This is a genomic window from Lampropedia cohaerens (assembly GCF_001005215.1).
Lineage (GTDB): Bacteria > Pseudomonadota > Gammaproteobacteria > Burkholderiales > Burkholderiaceae_C > Lampropedia > Lampropedia cohaerens.
The window spans coordinates 1-16,913 of the sequence record NZ_LBNQ01000015.1 but is presented as its reverse complement, the minus strand read 5'-3'; the positions used below and the strand labels follow the sequence as shown (position 1 = coordinate 16,913).

General features: G+C 59.3%; 17 protein-coding genes and 1 pseudogene. 5 read left to right on the top strand and 13 right to left on the bottom strand.

The genetic code is table 11. The annotated features are described in order from the left end of the window. The 12 genes and pseudogenes from AAV94_RS03705 to AAV94_RS03645 all read right to left on the bottom strand — a co-directional run. Positions 1-757: pseudogene (locus AAV94_RS03705) on the bottom strand (hypothetical protein); the annotation flags it as partial. Positions 758-1,007: 250 nt separating this feature from the next. After that, positions 1,008-1,550 carry a hypothetical protein gene (locus tag AAV94_RS03700; protein WP_156454331.1) on the bottom strand — a complete coding sequence of 181 codons (543 nt, stop codon included), beginning with the start codon at positions 1,548-1,550 and terminating at the stop codon, positions 1,008-1,010. Then, positions 1,547-3,766, bottom strand: a complete 2,220-nt coding sequence (locus AAV94_RS03695; protein ID WP_084824719.1) for a peptidase domain-containing ABC transporter — start codon at positions 3,764-3,766, stop codon at positions 1,547-1,549. The genes AAV94_RS03700 and AAV94_RS03695 overlap by 4 nt, the downstream gene beginning before the upstream one ends. Positions 3,767-4,035: 269 nt before the next feature. Beyond that, positions 4,036-4,629, bottom strand: coding sequence for a helix-turn-helix domain-containing protein (locus AAV94_RS15030; protein ID WP_052754896.1), 594 nt, complete (start codon positions 4,627-4,629; stop codon positions 4,036-4,038). A 43-nt stretch (positions 4,630-4,672) separates the two neighbouring features. After that, positions 4,673-5,044 (bottom strand): helix-turn-helix domain-containing protein, encoded by a 372-nt coding sequence (locus tag AAV94_RS03685; RefSeq protein ID WP_046740986.1) that lies wholly within the window; start codon positions 5,042-5,044, stop codon positions 4,673-4,675. Between the two features lie 18 nt (positions 5,045-5,062). Continuing rightward, entirely contained in the window at positions 5,063-5,365 is a 303-nt protein-coding gene (locus tag AAV94_RS03680) for a type II toxin-antitoxin system HigB family toxin (protein WP_046740985.1), read from the bottom strand. Between the two features lie 392 nt (positions 5,366-5,757). Beyond that, positions 5,758-5,970, bottom strand: a complete 213-nt coding sequence (locus AAV94_RS03675; protein ID WP_046740990.1) for a helix-turn-helix transcriptional regulator — start codon at positions 5,968-5,970, stop codon at positions 5,758-5,760. 83 nt (positions 5,971-6,053) lie between these two features. Next, positions 6,054-7,178 (bottom strand): Fic family protein, encoded by a 1,125-nt coding sequence (locus AAV94_RS03670; RefSeq protein ID WP_046740984.1) that lies wholly within the window; start codon positions 7,176-7,178, stop codon positions 6,054-6,056. A 374-nt stretch (positions 7,179-7,552) separates the two neighbouring features. Then, on the bottom strand, positions 7,553-8,299 hold the full coding sequence (locus AAV94_RS03665; RefSeq protein ID WP_231731216.1) for an LrgB family protein: 747 nt from the start codon (positions 8,297-8,299) through the stop codon (positions 7,553-7,555). After that, positions 8,292-8,666 carry a CidA/LrgA family protein gene (locus AAV94_RS03660; RefSeq protein ID WP_046740983.1) on the bottom strand — a complete coding sequence of 125 codons (375 nt, stop codon included), beginning with the start codon at positions 8,664-8,666 and terminating at the stop codon, positions 8,292-8,294. The genes AAV94_RS03665 and AAV94_RS03660 overlap by 8 nt, the downstream gene beginning before the upstream one ends. Then, positions 8,663-9,277: a DUF6436 domain-containing protein gene (locus tag AAV94_RS03655; RefSeq protein ID WP_197407997.1), complete on the bottom strand. Its 615-nt coding sequence runs from the start codon at positions 9,275-9,277 to the stop codon at positions 8,663-8,665. The genes AAV94_RS03660 and AAV94_RS03655 overlap by 4 nt, the downstream gene beginning before the upstream one ends. 669 nt (positions 9,278-9,946) lie before the next feature. After that, complete coding sequence (locus AAV94_RS03645; protein ID WP_046740981.1) at positions 9,947-11,374, bottom strand: aminotransferase-like domain-containing protein; 1,428 nt, start codon at positions 11,372-11,374, stop codon at positions 9,947-9,949. A 216-nt stretch (positions 11,375-11,590) separates the two neighbouring features. Between AAV94_RS03645 and cyoA the strand changes: the two genes are divergently transcribed. From cyoA to cyoE, 5 genes are all read left to right on the top strand, one after another. Then, the gene (gene cyoA, locus AAV94_RS03640; RefSeq protein WP_046740980.1) at positions 11,591-12,499 is read left to right on the top strand and encodes a ubiquinol oxidase subunit II; all 909 of its coding nucleotides are present in this window, start codon (positions 11,591-11,593) and stop codon (positions 12,497-12,499) included. 6 nt (positions 12,500-12,505) lie between these two features. Next, a complete protein-coding gene (gene cyoB, locus AAV94_RS03635; RefSeq protein ID WP_046740979.1) occupies positions 12,506-14,479 on the top strand; it encodes a cytochrome o ubiquinol oxidase subunit I in 1,974 nt (657 codons plus the stop codon). Between the two features lie 2 nt (positions 14,480-14,481). Beyond that, the gene (gene cyoC / locus AAV94_RS03630) at positions 14,482-15,114 is read left to right on the top strand and encodes a cytochrome o ubiquinol oxidase subunit III (protein ID WP_046740978.1); all 633 of its coding nucleotides are present in this window, start codon (positions 14,482-14,484) and stop codon (positions 15,112-15,114) included. 2 nt (positions 15,115-15,116) lie between these two features. Next, a complete protein-coding gene (gene cyoD / locus AAV94_RS03625; RefSeq protein ID WP_046740977.1) occupies positions 15,117-15,449 on the top strand; it encodes a cytochrome o ubiquinol oxidase subunit IV in 333 nt (110 codons plus the stop codon). 72 nt (positions 15,450-15,521) lie between these two features. Continuing rightward, positions 15,522-16,421, top strand: coding sequence for a heme o synthase (cyoE, locus tag AAV94_RS03620; RefSeq protein WP_046740976.1), 900 nt, complete (start codon positions 15,522-15,524; stop codon positions 16,419-16,421). Between the two features lie 63 nt (positions 16,422-16,484). On the opposite strand, the gene AAV94_RS03615 is transcribed toward cyoE, so the two are convergent. Then, positions 16,485-16,913: IS5 family transposase (locus AAV94_RS03615; RefSeq protein ID WP_046740683.1), on the bottom strand; the 429-nt coding region annotated here is incomplete at its 5' end.

The following is a 16,913-nucleotide window of genomic DNA, read 5'->3' as shown; positions in this document are numbered from 1 at the left end:
CCTGCCGGTGGGCGTTGCCTTGGGCGTCGACAAAACCGGATTCACTGTAGGTGAGATTGATGCTGCGCACCCCAGCTTGTTCGAGGGTGAGCAGTTCACCTTCGCCGGTGCGAGCGTCGGTGTTGGCATCGACCCACACGCGCAACTGGGCAAACACCGGGTCATTGGCGTCGATGACCCCGTCGCCGTTGACATCAAAGGCCTTGAGGGCGTCAAAGCCATTGATGGCCTTCATGCCGTTGGGCAGCAGGGTCTCGGAGCCGAACAGTTCGCGGCCCGAGTCGATCGCGCCGTTGGCATTGCCATCCCACACCAGCAGTCCGTCGCCAGGTGCCACCCAGCCCGTGCGCTCGGCAAAACCGTCGGCGGCGTGGTCGAAATTGACGCCTGAGGTCAGCCCTACCGTGCGAATGACACCGTCGCCATCCAGGTCGAGCACGATAGGCGAGGCAAAATTGGAGGCGGTGCGGGTTTTCTTTTTGATCTTTTCGATATCACATGTGCCAGGTCGATTGTAGAAGAAGCCGTTGAACGCCTGCGTGCCCTGGTCCAGCGCGTCAATCACTGCTTGGCTGAGCGGCTCTCGCGCATCAACGAGTGCTTGTGCAGCTGATGCAGCGATGGATGCTGCTGTCAAAGCTACTTTGGCGGGCGATGGAGGGAGGAGGCCAGCGATCGTTCCAGTCACGCCCGCAAGGACGCCCAGTCCAGCAGCAAACCTATCAGCAGGCGTTGTTGCATTTTGTAATGCGGCCAAGCTCAAAGATGCCTGTGTTGCTGCCGCAGCTGGCGCAAGCCCCATTCCGAGACCCCGCAGGAAAGCTGGGGAGCGCTCCATTTGCATGGCTGTTGCAGTGCCGGCAACCACGGCAGCCCCCATTGCGCCTACATTATTCGATTGTCCAAGGCCGGCGTTGTAAGCCGAATTGGCACCAGCAGTTGCAGCCGCCAGTTCTCCTGCCGTACCCAGAGCGCCCAGCGTTCGGGGGATTGCACAAAAACTCACTTCAGCCTCCTTTCATGGAAAATAAAACGGAAATTCCACCAAACAGAACAAACCACATGACTGTCGCCAGCCATATGCCGCCTGCGCTATCGGCAAAAAACACCCTTTCCTCCAATTTTGTTCTTGGATAAAGCTCGCCCTGCTTGATATTTTTGGGGGATCGAACATGGTTGATATTGATGGGGTAGCCGTATTCCGAGTGGCTTTTTCCGTCAATTTTGCTGGCCGAGTAGAAATAAAAAACCAGACCAACAGCGAGGCATAAATACAGCATGCCAGTCAAACCGGAAAACTCTCTGTGAATCCACGAAACAATCGGAATAGAGGAAATAACCTCATACCAAGCTTTGTTGAGTTTCGGCATGAGCACAATAGTGAAGGCCAGAGGCGCGAAGATCAGGTGTAGTCGAGTGGTCCACTTGATCTCCCAATTCACGATTGCTTCGTGAATTGGTCGTCGACCAATGACATCGGGATCAGCTGGGTCCTTTGGTGGTCTGATTCCATGAATTTTTCGCCACTGATCTTTGCTCAACTGCTTCATTTGTCTTCCTTCACCAAACTCATGTGCATGGCATGCTGCCCCATATTCACCACCTCATCCACTTGTAGCCCCTTGGGCACCTGATGCGTGATAAAGATCATCGTCACCTTGCCCTTGAGCCGGTTGATGGTCTGCGCAAAATGCTCGGCGGTCTGTTGATCCAGGTTGGAAATGGCCTCGTCGAAGATCAATACCTTGGGGCGCTTGAGCAGCGCGCGGGCGATGGCGATGCGCTGGCGCTGTCCACCCGATAGTCCAGTGCCGCGCTCACCGATCTCGGTCTGGTAGCCCTGCGGCAGCTTCTCGATCACCTCGTGAATTTCCGCCGCTTTGCAGGCAGCGATCACATCTTCAAAGCTCGCGTGCGGGTGGGCCATGGCCAGGTTGTCGTACACCGTGCCGGAGAACAGCACCGTTTCTTGCGGTACCACGCCAAAGGTGGCACGCAGTTCGTTGGCCGCAAGCTGGCGGATGTCTCGCCCGTCGAGCAGGATTTGCCCTTCCTGTGGCCAGTAGAAGCCCTGCATCAGCTTGGCCAGCGTGCTCTTGCCGCAGCCGCTGGGGCCCATCAGCACCGTGAGCTTGCCGGTGGGGATGGCCAGACTCAGGTTCCGGTAGAGCCAAGGGTGCTGCTCGGAGTAGCGGAAGCCCACGTCCCGGATGTCGATGCGGCCTTCGCCACCCGCAGCGCGTTGCGGGGTGAGCGTGAAGGGCTCTTGCGGCATGTCCAAAATGTCGCCCAGGCGCTTGACGGAAATGCTCGCCTGCTGGAATTCCTGCCACAGCCCGACCAGACGCAGCAGCGGCTGGCTCATGCGGCTGGCGAACATCTGGAAGGCCACCAGCATGCCCACGGTCATACCCACATCAGGCTGCATCACGAGCCACGCCCCCACGATGAGGATGGACAGCGTCATCACCTGCTCCAGCCCGTTGGCGACGACGTTGTAGGTGTTGCCGACCTGCTTGGTGGCGAAGCCCGCCGAGAGGTATTGCGCCAGATAGGTGCCGTAGCGTTTGCCCACGTCCGGCTCCAGTTGCAGGGATTTGACCGTGGCCATGCCCGCCAGGTATTCGGTGAGAAAGGCTTGATTCCTTGCACCGAGCAGGAACTGCTTGTCCAGCCGCTCGCGAAAGATCGGCACCATGATGAGGCTGGCGATGACGATCAGCGTCAAGATGCCCAGCGCGATCAGCGTGAGCTGCCAGCTGTAGGAGAACATCACCGCCAGGAAGATGAGTAGAAAGGGCAGATCGAGTACCAGGCTCACCGCCGCGCCGGAAATGAACTCGCGCAGCTGCTCCACGCCGTGCAGACGCGCCACCAACGTACCGGTGGGCCGCGCCTCGAAGTACGGCAGCGGTAGGTGCAGCAGGTGCTTCAACACCTTCTCGCCCAGCACGGCGTCGATGCGGCTGCCGGTGTGCAGCACCAGATACTGGCGCAGCCAAGTCATGCCGCTGGTGAAGAACATGAACACCACCAGCGCCACGCCCAGCACGATGAGGGTGCTCTCGGAGTGATGGGCGATGACCTTGTCGATGATGACCTGGGTGAAGAGCGGTGTGGCCAGGCCGACCAACTGGATGGCGAGGCTGGCGAGCAGTACATCCCGCCAGATGCGCTTGTGGCGCAGCAGTTCGGGCACGAACCAGGAGAAGCCGAAGGGCTTTTTCTGGGTTTCGGGCGATGCGGTTTTGCTGACCGATTCGGAAACGGGTGGCTCGGCCTGGGCCACCAGCAGCAGTACCGGTGCCGCTTGGGCGCGGGCGGCGTCGAGCGCCACGGTCTCCGGGGCCGACTGGCCGGGTTTGACCCAAGCCAGGGTGTCGTCACCGTGCTGGACGATCAGCGCCGGGGTGAGCGGGATGCGGGAGGGTGGCGGGGGTGACGCGGCATTTGTATCTTCGCCAGAGCCTGCCTGCGTAGCTTCAGCCGCGGGCGTAGGCAACAGCGCCACGGCGGGCAGCGGCAAGGCCGACAGCCCTGATGACTGGCCATCAGGCCAATGCGCCAACCCGGCCTTGAGGCCGAGGGCGTCCAAGGCCTCGATCAGCGTGGGCAGATCGATAGGCGGCGGAAAACGCTTGATCACCAGCTCCGTATCGAAGGGCTGGCGATAGAAACCGGCCAGGCTCGCCAGGAGCCACAGCGCGGCTTGGGTGTCTACGTGTGTTTTCGCATCAGCAGTCGTATCCTGATGCACTCCCTGCATGCTTTGTCCATCTTGTTTGTTATTCTGACGAAATACAGGTTGTGCGAGTGTAATGAGGGGGCTGTCAATAGCAAGATGGCATGTTGTCGCAGGATTTTTGCAAACGTGTTGCAGCCGGCCGACATCCCATCACCCGCTCATCCCCTCACAAACACGCAGAAACGCGCTTATGCTCGGAGAACGGGTTTGGTTTCGGTCGCGACTGCACCTTCAAGGGACAAATGGCCGAAACGGTGGACTTTGGGCCAAAACCGGGGACATTTTTCGGACTACGAAGTGGAATCGAATCGTTCTCTGTCCAGTTCCCGGGCAAGTTCATGCCATCGCGGCACGCGCGATGGCGGTGCAGGCTCTGGCTCCGTATCTGGTTGTCGGGGTGCTTTGGGCTCCGGCGGCCGACCGACGGTGCTGTGGTTTTGCTCCCATTGCCAGAGGGCTTGCAGAGAGAAGCGCACGTTGCCAACCAAAGTCAGATGCGGGACCTGCTTTCTGGTACGGTATCCCGGGGTTGTGAACCAGTGCTTCGGCAGTCCGGTTGCCTCAATAACACCTTGGGCCGTGATGTAAAACGCCCCGGTATCTTCGTCCGTTTCAGGCTGCTCCTGCGGTGGCCGAGTCACGACTTTGGGCACGCGTTCACCGTCGCCGAGAATCGCTGACCAGTGCTGCGCGCTCTGTCGCTCGAAGTCGAGGACGTCAGCTTCGTGGTAACGGACGTACTGGAACAATTTGTGCCAGGTGGGCCCTTCGTTGTCAGAACGCCAGCGTCGCAAGGTTTTCAGGCTGATCTTCCAGCGGGCGGCAAGTTGCCTTTCGGTCATCACGGGGTAGTGCATCTTCTTCTCCAAGACGGATGCCCCCATGACAACGCTGTTCCTTGTAGAAGCCAAGCTCAGTGTTCGACGATCATCCTGCAATCGTCTCCGCAATCAGCACGTCGGCCGGGATGCCCAGGCTCTTGTGCAGCCTGCGGATCATGGCCAGCGTCAACGGGCGCTTGCGGCTCAGGACTTCGTAGACGCGGTTGCTTTTGCCAATCATCGGCTCGAGATCTTTAACGGACAGACCGCTTTGATCCATCCGGAATTTGATGGCTTCCACCGGATCCGGCGCAGTAATGGGAATGTGCTTGGCCTCGTAGGCCTGCACCAGTGTGGCCAGGATGTCCAGGCGATCACCCTCCGGCGTGCCTAGATCAGGGTCGGACTCCATCAAAGCCGAAATTTCTTTGAGCGTCGCCTTGTAGTCTGCTTCGGTGTGGATAGGGCGGATGTCCATGTTTTCCTCCGTGGCCGATCAGGCCATTTCAACGGTTTCTGCGTCGACAGCGTCGTACTCCTTGTGGGTGCCGACGAACTTCACGTAGACGATCTGTAACTTGTAAGCAATGGCTACGATCAGTCGATAGTCATTGCCTTTGATGTTGAAGACCACGCGACGGTTTTTCAGCACGCTGGCGCTGCGGTACTGCGCCTTGATATCTGCGGGCTGAGTCCAGGTCGCATTCGTTGCTTCCTCATACCAAGCCTTCAGTGGCTGCTCGGCATCAGGGTGCAGTTCCCAGAATGCTCGAAGGGTGGACACGGCAATGACTCGCATTGGCCACAGTGTAGTCCCATTTTGGGACTGTCGCAACTTTGGGCTGGTTCAAACGGTCTTTCAGGATGCAAAACGGCCATTTGATAGAGGCGGGCGTCCTTAAGAACAGTGCTTTCCTAAAGAGCCTCATACACGGACGCGGGTTCAGTTCCGTGTTCCGCCCAGACCCCGCAGGAGTTCGAATCTTTCCGCACGAACCCGCAGGAACCCTCACCAGCCCGCACGGCCCGATGCCAAGTCGTTGATTTTCAACAAACCGCTCGTTCGGTCCGCGCTTGCGGACTGCGGACGTTCAATTCGCCGGTAATCTGGCTTGCAAGCGTGGTCGCCTGCACCGTCGTGTTGCGAAACGTCGGTACTTGTAAATATTTGCCGACGAATTGGAACATCCTTCAGCCGGCACTGGTCTGCGCCGCGACCGTCTTGGTCGAGGTCGCCAGGCACGATTCCTCGTAGGCCTCGATGTCGGCCTGCCGGTAGAGTACCCGCCCACAGAGCTTCAGGAACTTGGGGCCGATCCCCGCGCTGCGCCAGCGTTCCAGTGTGGCCTCACTGATGCACCAGCGGGCGGCCAGTTGTTTTTGGTTGAGGTGTACGACGTCCATCTTGGTCTCCTTCCGAATGAGTTGGCAGGAGTCCATGAAAGCGCTGTTCCGAGCGTGAGCCAAGCCAATTCCTGGGAACGCAGCTACTCCGGCAGATCGTTCAGCTCGTAGCTGGTACTGCGTCCACCCGCATCCGATTTGCGCAGCACGCCCCGCGTCAGCAGATCGTTGATATCGCGTAGCGCCGTGTCCGGTGAACACTTGGCAATGGCCGCCCACTTGCTGCTGGTGAGCTTGCCCTCGAAACCGTCGAGCAGCCTGTTCAGCAACTTCACCTGTCGCTCGTTCAAAGGCGTAGTCGCCCAGCGCTGCCAGAACCGCGCCTTGGTCAGCACGGCATCGAGCGTGTGCTGTGCCTGGTCGACGGCGCGATGCAGCGTGTCGAGGAACCACGTAAGCCACTCGGTGACGTCCATCGACCGCTTCTGCGTCCGTTCCAGGATGTCGTAGTAGGCCTTGCGTTCGCGCTGGATCTGCGCCGACAAACTGTAGAAACGCTGCGGGCTACCGTCGGCACGCGCCAGCAGCAGGTCGCCAATAGCCCGGGCGATACGACCATTGCCGTCATCGAACGGGTGCAAGGTGACGAACCACAGGTGCCCAAGGCCGGCCTTGAGCAGCGGCGGTTCGCTTGATGCGCTATTGAGCCAGTCCAGGAATCGACTGGTTTCAGACTCTAGATGATCGGCGGGCGGTGCCTCGAAATGCACACGCTGGCGGCCGATGGGACCGGACACCACCTGCATCGGGCCATTGGCATCGTCTCGCCAGCCACCAACCTTGATCCTGGAAAGGCCGGAGTAGCCGGTGGGAAACAGCGCGGCGTGCCAGCCGAAGAGACGTTCACGCGACACCAGCGCATGACAGTTCGCGGTGGCGTCGAACACCATCTCGACCACGCCCTCGACGTGGCGATCGACCGGAGCGAGCGCGCCGATGTCCACGCCCAGCCTGCGGGCGATGGACGAGCGCACGGATTCGACGTTGAGTTGCTCGCCTTCGATCTCGCTGGTCTTCACCACGTCCTCGGTGAGTGCTGCGAGGCTCGCCTGATCGCGCAGCGCCATGCCGACGTCGGCCAAGCGCCCCATCAAGAGCCCCTGGGCACGACTAACCTCGGCCATCGGGCCGGCAAGCACTGCCAGGTCGAAGCGCCAGTTCGGCCAGTCGCTGGCCTGCCAGATGTATTTGTAATCGCCGCTATTCATGCGGAGATTATGACCTGTAATCTCCGCATGCGCAAGTCAATCGCCGCACCTTGTGCGGTGAATGTAGGCACCATTCGCCGCATGGCGGATCACCTTGCCCAGGAATGGGTGTAATTGGGTGTGTTATTTGCTGTGGCAACGGACGCGGGTTCGATTCCGGTTTCGGAATAGAACTTAGCATCCAACCCATTGATTAAAAAAGGATTTTCCCAGTTCCGATATCCAGTTTGGGCCACAAATGATACCAGTTCTGTGCCCTTGATGGGTAGTCAGACCCACTGGCGTCTTCTGAGCGCTAACCACAGCCAGGGAGTTCGCTCAGCCATTCCACGATCAGGTCACATACGACGCATGGTGCACACGGCACAATCAAATCAATAAAAGCTGAGTGCAACCGAAATCAAGATGGCTGTCGCGAGACCATTGAGGCTCATGGCCATGGCGGCGAACGCACCGGCAGTATCGCTAATCTGGAATGCGCGCGCAGTGCCGATGGCGTGCGCGCTCAGGCCCAACGCGAATCCATGCACCGTGTCGTCGAGCGGCCCGAGCAGCCAGCGCAGAACCGGGCCACTGAGCATGGTGCCTGCGATGCCGGTAATGGCCACCGCCGCAGCCGCCAGCGGCACCAATCCACCAAAATGCGCAGCCAGACTGGTAGCAATGGGCATGGTCGCGGACTTGGGTGCCAGGGACACCAGCGTTTGCCCGCTGCCGCCGAAGATCCAGGCGATCAGCACGGCCGAGCCAATCGCTGTGATGCAGCCAGCCGCAAGCGCCACTGTAACCGGCCACCAGATGGCCTTGAGCCTGGCGAGCTGCCCGTAAAGAGGAACCGCCAGCGCCACGGTGGCGGGGCCGATCAGGAAGACCAGGGGGTGCACGGCGGTGAAATACCGGTCATAGGGCGTGCCAGTCATCAGCAAAAGCGCTATCACAATGCCGGTTCCGGTCACCACGGGCAACATGAGCGGGTGCGCACGGCTCCTGCGATACCACGCCATGGTCAGCCCGTAGGCCAGCATCGTTACCGTCACCCAGAACAGGCTTTGCGTTTCCGCTTTCTGCTGCCCAAGCCACTGGGTGACTGCCGCCGCGTTGGCTGCCATGAATTCAGGCATCGGTATGGTCTCCTTTCGGCCCGCGCGCATCCGCGGCCTTGAGCATCCGCTGCAAGGTCCAGGCCGTCACCACCAGGGACACCACGGCACCGAGTACGCAGGCTGCGACGAAGGGCAGCCATTGGGCCTTGATGAAATCGGTCTGCGCGACGATGCCTGCGATGAAAGGGATGAACAACAGCATCAGGTTCTGGAGCAGTACCTGGCTGGTCTGCTGCATCGCCGGGTCGCAGCGCTTGCGAATCAACAACCAGACCAGGAGCAGGAGCATGCCAATGAGTCCGCCAGGCAACGGCAACTTTAGCCAGCCTGCAAGCATTTCGCCGAGGAGTTGCAACCCGAGCAGCGTTGCAAGCGCGCCAATCATGGTGAGCCCCAGCGGCAATAGCACCCCACTGCCAGCATACCAAAAGGCTCGACTTGTTCCCCGGCAATCAACTTGTCGATGATCGGTTCAACAAAGCTATTAGCCGAAGTACAAACCATACCCAGGCTGTACGGGCCTGCGTACGCCAGCCGACCTTGAGCATCCCAGATCGCGACGGATGGACTCGCTGGAATACGCTCCATACCCTCAATTCCATCCAGCGGTTGGAGCTTGTCCTTGAGAAACGATGGGAGTTCCCCGGTGGTACCGGGACGCCGGACGCTGTAAAAATCGATGTTGAAGCGGCGGTACATGCTGATCAAATAGCTCAGATGCGCCCCAGTTTCGCGGTTGCATACCTTGCAGGCTGGATCCCAGAAATGCACCAATCGGACCCGTCCAGTCGGGCCAGCCAGATGATCGGGTAGGCGAAGTTGCGAATCCTCAAAAACGATGGCTTGCTCTGCGAAATCACTCAACCCGCCCAACCCGAAGTATTTCCAAAGGCCTATGCCCCCGGATAGCATAATCAGCAGAGCAGCGACCAAAAAAATAGGCTTGCCGCCTCCTCGCAGGGGACGTGCAGGTGTGGCGGGGTTTATGTCGCTCATGCAGGCATTCCTTAATGCTTCAAGGACGCTGCTGGAACTTGTGGAGATACTGTTTCTCCATTTCGGCGCATGCCTTGCGTCGCTCACTACGGAAGATATCCGTTCGGGCAGGATCCTCACTTTGAGCTTTGCAGGCCGCAATGGCATGGCGCTCCGCAGCCTGCACTTCGGGGGTCTGTGGCCTGGAACAAACATAGATCAAGCTGCCCAAGGCCGCGAGCACGAACAAGCCACACGCGGCCATCACGTAGCGAAATCGCTTCTGAGCTGGATCTAGGCTTATCATCTAGTGCGCCCCACAATGCATACAATTCAACGATTATCTCATACAAATACGACTTGTATGCTATCTTATGGGGTTCAGTTTGCAAGCAGTGTTTTAAGCCCAATGTCACAAAGCATGAAAATTCAGACGACCCGGGTTCCGGCTACGGACGAGCATGGACATCGTGTTAGCGTCGAGCGCCAGACGATCGTCGTCCACCGCCCGGGAGGGGCGACAAGCGAAGCGCATCAGTACCATTACGACAACTCGCATGTCTCGATCGCGCCTGACGGTGCTTTGATCGTTTTGGCCACTGGCGAGCGATTGCGTTTGTGTTCGGACCTCCCTTGCCTTGCCTCAGGGGGGGGTGTCTGACGCCTGAACTTAGCCCAAGCCCTCCACGATCACACGATCACACGACGCCGTTCGACTGGAGCGACGGCGGTACCGAGAATTTCCGCCAATTTCTCTAGCGCCGTGACCAAACGGGCTTGGTCGCTGGCGCCGCCCAATGACAAGCGGATAGCGTTGGGTGCATCTTCCTGCGCGGAGAATGCCTCGGAACTGGCAACTCCTAAACCTTGATCCTGGGCAGTCTGGATCAAACGGTACTGGTCGAGCCTGGACGGCAGCGCGAGCCAAAGATGTAAGCCATGGGGGTGGGCACGCAGAATCCCTGGAAGAATTTTCGCAGCCAATTTTTGTCGCTGACCCAGCTCCTGCCGAATTTTCTGGACCATATCCATGGCCATACCGTTGCGAATCCAGATGGAAGCCATCGACACGGTGCTTTGATGCGCCATCAAGGTGATAGCGCGAAGTGCATCGAGTACGGGTTCCATGCTTTCGGATTCGGGCATCAGGACATAGGCAGTCCGCAAGCCGGGCGCAAGGCATTTCGAAAGCGTGGAAATATAGAACACCGGAGCACCTGCGCTGCGGCCGGCTATGGAAGCGATCGGCGGGGGCGCATCGCCGGCGACTAGCCAGTACGGGTCGTCCTCGATAATCGCAACCCCATGTCGCGTTGCCACGGCATGAATAGCTTCACGGCGCTCCGCCGACATGGTGGTTGCCGTCGGATTCTGGATAGTCGGCACCAAGTACACCAGCCTGGGGCCTTGCTCCTTGCACACCCTATCCAGATCCTCGGGCACCATTCCCTGGTCGTCGGAAGCAACGGGAACCACGCCGCGTTGCAGCACTCGACATGCGGCCAGAAAACCAGGATAGGTCAGATTTTCCGCTGCGATCACGTCACCCGGCTGCGTGTACGCAAGAAGGATCGCACTCAAGGCCGCCTGCGCACCAGGACATATCAGAATCTTGTCCGGGTTGACCGAACCAACAATCGGTTCAAGCCATGTCGAAGCAGCTTCTCGATCCGACTTGGAACCACCACCGACATGGTAGGTCATGAGGGATCCAGCACTGATCTGTTCCTTCACCTGAGCCAGCCCCGATTGCATCAAGCGCTCAAAGTTCTCCCCGTTCAACAAAGGGGGGATGTTCATGCTCAGGTCGATCGTGCCACTCTGCTCGGACAGGGAGGCTGCAATATAGGTTCCTCCCGCGCCATGCGCGTCGAGCAGGCCGGCCAACCTCACCTCGTTATAGGCGCGGGTAACCGTCGTCAAATCCACCCCGAGCTCCTGGGCGAGATCGCGCTGAGGAGGCAGCCGGTCTCCCGCTCGCAGCACCCCATCCTTGACTGCGCCAACGATGAGGTCAGCAATCTGTCGATAGCGAGCCCCCCCACCGTCTTCTAGAGGGCGTATCCAGGCCCGGTTGGGCTTCTTCAGCTTGCGTACGGGCGCTTGTGTTGTGCTCATGATTGTAGGCGCACTCCATCTGTTCCAATGCATGCAAAATTACCATACAATACCAGACCCGCATGGATGAACTCATCTCTTGTATGCATTTATGGCTCGGTCATGAATGATCATATGTGAGTGCAATTTTACCCTTGCATGCGCTGTCGTGAAGTGACGAATGCCGGAAGAGCCTTTGATGGGATTCGTCGCGCTTTCATTCAACAAGGTCTTAGCATGAAGATAACCTGCTGGAACCCCATCCGCTATGCGCTCGCAGTCGCTGCACTTGCGAGCTTGTCGGGCTGCGACTGGGTTCTGTTCGACTCCAAAGGGGCTGTCGGCATCGCCCAACGCGACCTGATACTGGTTTGTATTGGGCTCATGCTGATTGTCGTCATACCCGCCATCATTCTTTCCATTGTTTTTCCGTGGAAATATCGGGCATCCAACAAGAATGCCGACTATGCGCCTGACTGGGCGCATTCCACCAAGATCGAAATCGTGGTCTGGGGTGTCCCGCTCATCATCATCGCCATATTGACGGCGATCGTGTGGAAATCCACCCGCGAACTTGATCCCTACCGCCCTCTGGACGTGCCGGGCGAGCCCTTGCACGTTCAGGTCATCGCTACGGACTGGAAATGGGTGTTTGTTTATCCGGATCTTGGCATCGCCACGATCAATCAGTTGAACTTCCCCGTGGACCGGCAAGTGGAGTTCGAAATCACATCGAACTCCACCATGAACACGTTCTTCATACCCCAATTAGGCGGGCAAATCTACGCGATGGCCGGAATGCGTACCAAGCTGCATCTTGTCGCGAATGAAGTCGGAGAGTACCGAGGAATGTCTGGTAACTACAGTGGCCATGGCTTCTCGAAGATGAATTTCATCGCAACCGCCAGCACCGACGAGGACTTCGACCGGTGGGTAAAGCAGGTGCGCAGCAGTGCGCCCATCGTTTTTGACTTTGCCACATTCAAACGTATAGCCCAGCCGTCGCACGGGCATGCCGTGGTGCATTTCGCCAAGGTTGAGCCAGGACTTTTCAAGAGGGTCATCGACCAGTTCATCGGAGTCGGAGAAAACGCCAAACCACAGGTTTTGCAGATTTCCGAGCCTGACACATCATCGAAGGAGTAAGCAGACATGCTCGGAAAGCTGACATGGGATGCCATTCCGCTCCATGACCCGATCCTTGTCGTGACATTGATCGGTATCGTGGTTGGCGGTGCGGCGCTTTTAGCCGCCATCACCTATTTCAAGTGGTGGGGGGTGTTGTGGCGTGACTGGTTCACCTCCGTGGATCACAAGCGCATCGGCATCATGTACGTGGTCGTGGCCCTGGTCATGCTGGTGCGTGGCTTTGCCGACGCGCTGCTGATGCGCGCCCAACTGGCAGCGGCCGGCCCCGGCAGCGAGGGCTTCCTGCCGCCTGAGCACTACGACCAGATTTTCACGGCCCATGGCGTGATCATGATTTTCTTTGTAGCCACGCCCTTCATCGTCGGCTTGATGAACATCATCGTGCCGCTGCAGATCGGCGCGCGCGACATGGCGTTTCCGTTCCTGAACGCCTTCAGTTTCTGGATCTTCGTGGTCGGCGCCGTGCTGGTGATGCTGTCGCTGGGCCTGGGCGAATTCGCCATGACTGGCTGGGTCGCGTATCCGCCGTTGTCGGGCATCGAGTTCAGTCCGGGCGTGGGGGTGGATTACTACATATGGGCGCTGCAGGCGTCGGGCGTGGGCACGCTGCTGACCGGCGTGAACCTGTTTGTGACCATTCTGAAGATGCGCGCCCCCGGCATGACGCTGATGAAGATGCCGGTGTTCACCTGGACCGTGTTCGTCACGAGCGTCATCATCATTGCGGCCTTCCCGATCCTGACCGTGGCGCTGGGTGCGCTGACGCTGGACCGCTACCTGGACTTCAACTTCTACACGAATACCCTCGGCGGCAACCCGATGATGTACGTGAACCTGGTGTGGGCCTGGGGACACCCGGAGGTCTACATCCTGGTGCTGCCTGCCTTCGGCATCTTCTCGGAGGTCACGGCCACCTTCGCGCGCAAGAAGCTGTTCGGCTATGCCTCGATGGTGGGCGCGACGCTGGCCATCGGCATCCTGTCCTTCGTGGTGTGGCTGCACCACTTCTTCACGATGGGTTCGGGTGCGAACGTCAACGCCTTCTTCGGCATGATGACCATGTTCATCGCCATTCCCACGGGCGTGAAGATCTTCACCTGGTTGTTCACCATGTACAAAGGGCGGGTGGAGTTCACGATCCCGATCCTCTGGACCATCGGCTTCCTCGTCACCTTCACCATCGGCGGCATGACCGGCGTGCTGCTGGCCATTCCGGGGGCCGACTTCCTGCTGCACAACAGCCTGTTCCTGGTCGCGCACTTCCACAACACGATCATCGCGGGCGCGCTGTTCGGCTACTTCGCCGGCCTGTACTACTGGTTCCCGAAAGTGTTCGGCTTCAAGCTGGAAGACCGCTTCGGCAAGTATTCCTTCTGGTGCTGGATCATCGGTTTCTACTTGGCATTCATGCCGCTGTACATGCTCGGCTTCATGGGCATGACCCGTCGCCTGAACCACTACGACAACCCGGCCTGGGAGCCCTATCTGCAAGTGGCTTTCGTGGGTGCCCTGTTCGTCCTGGCAGGCATTGTCTTCCTGGTGCTGCAACTGGTGGTGAGCGTGCTCAACCGCAAGAAGAACCGCGACCTCACCGGCGACCCGTGGAATGCCCGCACGCTGGAATGGGCCACGGCATCACCGCCGCCCTTCTACAACTTCGCGGTCGTGCCCCGGGCAGACGAGCTCGATGCCTTCCACGAGGCTAAGAAGCGCGGCCTGCCGCCGCCGCCCAAGCACTACGAACCCATCCACATGCCGCGCAGCACCGGCGTGCCGTTCATCCTGAACGTCTGGATCCTGCTTCTGTGCTTTGCCCTGATCTGGCACATCTGGTGGCTGGCCGGCGCGAGCGTGCTCGCAACCATCGTGACCCTGATCGTGCGTTCCTATGACGAGGACACGGACTATTACGTGCCGGCCGAGGAGGTCGCGCGCATCGAGAACCAGCACCTTCATGCACTGCAATACAAGGGATGAGCATGTCTTCCATCACCTATGACCAAGCAAAGGGCAAGGCCTCCCAGGATGACCATGCCGTCGACTCCCATGCCCACGACCAGGGCGGAATGAAGGTGCTGGGCATGTGGGTCTACCTCATGTCCGACCTGATCCTGTTCGGCACGCTTTTCGCATCCTATGCGGTGCTCAGCGGCGCGTTCGCGGGCGGGCCGACCGGGAAGGAGCTTTTCTCTCTCCCGTTCATCCTCACGGAAACGTTCGTCCTGCTGTTTTCAAGCATCACATACGGCTATGCGATGCTTGCCATGCATCGGCTCGACAAGGCTGGCGTGCTGCGCTGGCTGAGCGTTACCTTCGCGCTGGGGGCCGTCTTCATCGGCATGGAGCTCTATGAATTCCATCACCTGATCTCCATCGGCGCGGGCCCCACGCGCAGCGCCTACCTTTCGAGCTTCTTCGCCCTGGTAGGCACGCACGGCCTGCACGTCGCCAGCGGCCTGATCTGGATGGCCGTGGTGATGCACCAGGTCAAGCGCCGCGGCCTGACGCCAACCAACGTGACCCGTCTGTCCTGCCTGAGCCTGTTCTGGCACTTCCTGGACCTGGTGTGGATCTGCGTGTTCACCTTCGTCTATCTCTTTGGAGTGTTCTAACCATGTCGCATCACACAACGACACGCGCCGGGGAGAGCCACGGCAGTTCCAGAAGCTATCTGACAGGTTTTGTCATCTGCGCGATCCTGACTGTCATTCCGTTCGCGCTGGTGATGAAGCCGGTGTTCTCTCACCCCGTGACCTTGCTGATTCTGGTGGCCTTCGCCGTGGTCCAGATCGTGGTTCAGCTGGTGTACTTCCTGCACATGAACCGATCGTCCGAGGGGGGCTGGAATCTCATCAGCTTCGTGTTCACTTTGGTGATCCTGTTTATCGTCGTCGGCCTGTCGATTTGGATCATCTGGAGCATGCACTTTTACATGATGAGCAATTGAACGCGCCTGCCATGACGCGTGTCATCAACCCATCTCGCGCATCGCGGGATGAGGGCATTGGGGACATATGGGATGAACACACTGCAGCCACCAGCCATGTCTATATCGATGTGGCGTGATCTCTGGTCGCTGACCAAACCCAAGGTGGTCCAGCTGATCGTCTTTTGCGCCGTCATCGGCATGCTGCTGTCACTGGATGGCTGGCCGGATCTGGCGCAATGGCGCACGATCGCGCTCGCGTCCCTGGGCATCTGGCTGCTTGCGTCTTCCGCCGCGGTCATCAATTGCCTGCTCGAATGGGAGATCGATGCGCGCATGCGGCGAACCGCCTGGCGCCCGACCGCACGCACGGCCGTCACACATCTGCAAGCCGCGACCTTTGCCGTGCTCCTTGGCGCAACGGGCAGCATTATTCTCTGGATGTACGTCAATGCCCTGACGATGTGGCTGACGCTTGCGGCCTTGATCGGCTACGCCGGCATTTACACGGTCATCCTCAAGCCGATGACCCCGCAGAACATCGTGATCGGTGGCGCCGCCGGTGCCATGCCGCCGGTGCTGGGCTGGTGCGCCATGCAGGGCAGCATCGGCGTCGAACCGCTCATCCTCTTTCTCATCATCTTCGTCTGGACACCGCCGCATTTCTGGGCCCTGGCGCTCTACCGCGTCGAGGACTATCGACGATCGGGGCTGCCCATGCTGCCGGTCACACACGGAATCGCCCATACAGCCCGCCAGGTATTCCTATATACCCTGGCGTTGCTGACCGTATCCGTGGCCCCCTCGATTCTGGGATTCCGTTCCTGGTTTTACCTCTTGGTTGCTTGTACGGCAGGGGTGATTTTCTGCCTATACGGATATCGACTCATGAAGAACTATTCCGACGAGTTGGCAAGAAAAACATTTCGTTGGTCACTCTGGCATCTGACCGCGATTTTTGCAGCAATGCTGGTCGATCATTATTGGATGTAGCAAAGAGAGGGCGCTGTTGCGCAATTGCCCCACTGAGCGCAGCTACCCCTTTCCCCAGTCTGCTCAGGACACACGTATCGTGTGTGGCGTGCCCAAGCGCGTGAACTGGTTCAGGATCGCCGCGCGCACCTGAAGCTGCGTCACCTGGCGGTCGAAATCTCGGGCCATGACCCGCTCGCCCAGCAACTTGAAGCAACCCATCTTGGTTTCCACCAGGCTGCGCCGGTGGTAACCACTCCATTTCTTCCAGATCGTCCGGCCCAGGTGCCGGGTTGATCGCAAGGTTTCGTTGCGAGCCTCGACGCCCGCGCTGCTGCCTTTCCAGGTCTGCGCATTCTTGCGGGTCGGGATCACGGCGGCGGCTCCGCGTGCCGCAATCGCGGCATGACAGGCCTTGGTGTCATAGGCACCATCGCCGCTCACCGTCGCCACGGCTTCAGTTGCCGGGATCTGCGTCAGCAGCTCAGGCAGCATCGGCGCGTCGCCGATGCG